The organism is Luteibacter sp., assembly GCF_051958795.1.
Taxonomy (GTDB): Bacteria; Pseudomonadota; Gammaproteobacteria; order Xanthomonadales; family Rhodanobacteraceae; genus Luteibacter.
In genome coordinates, this window is the sequence record NZ_JBQCFT010000198.1 from 1 (window position 1) to 2,550 (window position 2,550).

The window sequence follows — 2,550 nt, forward strand, 5'->3', positions numbered from 1 at the left end:
AGGCCCTGCCTACAAAGCCAATGCTGTAGGAGCCCACCCTGTGGGCGACATCTTTCGCGGAAGATCCACAAAACCTGCGGCAGCGCGTCGACCCTGTGGGAGCGTGCTTGCACGCGATAGGCGGTGCCGCAAGCACCCATCGCGCGCAAGCTCGCTCCCACAAGGAAATGCGCCGTACCTTGCCCTTCCCCCCAATTCGCCCAATATTCCGGCCATGCCCGAATTACCCGAAGTCGAAACCACCCGCCGCGGCATCGCCCCGCATATCGAGGGGCGCCGCGTCACGGGCGTGATCCTGCGCCGCCCGGACCTGCGCTGGCCGATCCCGCCCGAGGTGTCGTCGCTGCTGCCCGGCCAGGTCGTGGAGAGTGTCGACCGCCGGGCGAAATACCTGTTGCTGGAAACCAGCGCGGGCACCGCGCTGCTGCACCTGGGCATGTCGGGCATGTTGCGCGTGCTGCCCGCCGACACGCCGGTCGCGAAGCACGACCACGTCGATATCGCGTTTAATACCGGCAAGGTCCTGCGCTTCACCGATCCGCGTCGCTTCGGCGCCCTGCTCTGGCAGAACCCCGGCGAGACCCACGAGCTGCTCGAAGGGATCGGCCCGGAGCCGCTGACGGACGCGTTCGACGGCGAGCGTTTGTTCGAGCTCTCGCGCGGCCGCAGTGCCGCGGTGAAGACCTTCATCATGGATAACGCGGTGGTCGTCGGCGTGGGAAACATCTATGCCAGCGAAGCCTTGTTCGCGGCGGGCATCGATCCACGGCGCGCGGCGGGGAAGGTCTCGTACGAACGCTATGTCCGCCTCGCCGCAGAGATCAAGCGGATCCTCGCGTACGCGATCACCCGCGGCGGCACCACGCTGCGTGACTTCCTGGCGCCCGATGGCGCACCCGGCTATTTCTTCCAGGAGCTGTTCGTGTATGGCCGCGCCGGCGAGCCGTGCAAGGTGTGCGGGACGCCTGTTCGCGTCGTTACGCTCGGGCAGCGCGCGTCGTTCTGGTGCCCGTCTTGCCAGAGGTGAATTCCTACATCGATGTCGTCCTTCGCCGGATAGCGCGAAGCGCGCACCCCTCCGTAGGCTAGCCCCTCCCCACTCACGCAAGGATGCGTATGAAGAAGCTCATGCTGGCGGCGCTCGCCGCCGTTGCCGTGCCCGCAGCGCACGCACAGGCCACGCTGGACCGGCCGTTCAACGAATACACCTGGCTTACGGCCCATAACGCGTTCGCGAACACGCTCGTTCCGGGCCAGACACTCTCCCTCGGCGCGCAACTCCAGAGGGGCGTGCGCGGCCTGATGCTGGATATCCACGAAAGCAACGGGCGCGTGCGTTTGTGCCACGGCAGCTGCCTTGGCACCGAGCCAACCCTCGCTGATGCACTGAACAACCACGTGTTGCCCTTCATGCGGCAGGTGCCGCAGGCCATCGTCACGCTTCACCTCGAGGACTACACGAGCCGCGCCGCGCTGGCCGCGGAACTGTCGCTCGCGCCAGAGGCCGCTCGGCTTTCGTTCTCGCCGGAACAGTGGACGGCTGAGCGCTGGCCCACACCGCGCGAGATGGCAGACGCGGGCCAGCGGCTGGTCATCTTCACGCAGCGACGGGATAACGCGGGCGCCCTGCCAACCGCGGGAGGACCCACGCATGTCCTGTATGACCGCACCTACACCTCGGAGAACCACTGGGAGCTCGGCCGGACCATCTTCGAGCATGATGCCTCCTGCACCAGCCGCTGGGAGTCACCCGGTCTTTCCAACGAATCCACGTGGGGCCCGCGCGAGTGGCCGCGCCTCTTCGTGATGAACCACTTCCACGGCGCGCCGCTTGGCAACCACAGCGCGACGGACAACAGCTACGACGCCCTGCGCTCGCGCATTGACGATCACTGCCGCCCCGCGGCGGGCCGCAAGCCGAACTACGTGGCGGTGGATTTCGTGGAAGCCGGACAAGCGGCAAGCGTGGTCGCCGCGTTGAACGCCGGTGTGATCGAGTTCTTCGATGAACCCGCGGGCAAGGGCGAGCGCATCTGCGCGGTGGCGGCGGGGGCGCGGCGAACGGTGATGCTGGAGGAATACGCGGGCGACCGCTGTCCGCCCGATCGCCTGCGCTCGGCAGTGGTGCGTGACGTAGCGGCCGGTACACGCATCGAACTCGCCGAAGCGGCGACACACGATTCGGCGCGAACCATCATCACGGTAAAGCACGATCTGGACGGTGAACGGGCGCTGGTACACGACCTCCGCGCCGCACAGGAGGATGAACACCTCAAGGTGACTTCATCCGCCAGCGGTTTCGCGAAGGGCGTGCTGCAGGTAGCGTTCTCGGCTGCCCGCTAACTTGTGGGAGCGGGGGGGGGGGGCGGGGGGGGGTGGGGGGCCCCCCCCCCCCCCCGCCCCCCCCCCCCCAACCCCCCCCCGCAAACCACCCCCCCCCCCCGGTCTGGCGCGGCCGGCTGTGGGGGGGGGTGGGGGCGCGCGGTGGCCCGCTGGGGGGGGGCCCCCCCCCCCCCCCCGCGCCCCCGCCCGCTCCCACAAGTTAGCGGG

Annotated in this window: 2 protein-coding genes; both read left to right on the forward strand. The window is 68.6% G+C overall.

From position 1 onward, the window contains the following. Positions 1-214: 214 nt before the first annotated feature. The gene (gene mutM, locus ACTHLF_RS10045; RefSeq protein ID WP_440327076.1) at positions 215-1,027 is read left to right on the forward strand and encodes a bifunctional DNA-formamidopyrimidine glycosylase/DNA-(apurinic or apyrimidinic site) lyase; all 813 of its coding nucleotides are present in this window, start codon (positions 215-217) and stop codon (positions 1,025-1,027) included. Positions 1,028-1,116: 89 nt separating this feature from the next. Beyond that, a complete protein-coding gene (locus tag ACTHLF_RS10050; RefSeq protein WP_440327078.1) occupies positions 1,117-2,343 on the forward strand; it encodes a hypothetical protein in 1,227 nt (408 codons plus the stop codon). The last annotated feature ends 207 nt before the right edge of the window (positions 2,344-2,550 follow it).

Coding starts and splice junctions, on each gene's coding strand:
- mutM (WP_440327076.1), top strand. CDS start 215: ATGCCCGAATTACCCGAAGTCGAAACCACCCGCCGCGGCATCGCCCCG.
- ACTHLF_RS10050 (WP_440327078.1), top strand. CDS start 1,117: ATGAAGAAGCTCATGCTGGCGGCGCTCGCCGCCGTTGCCGTGCCCGCA.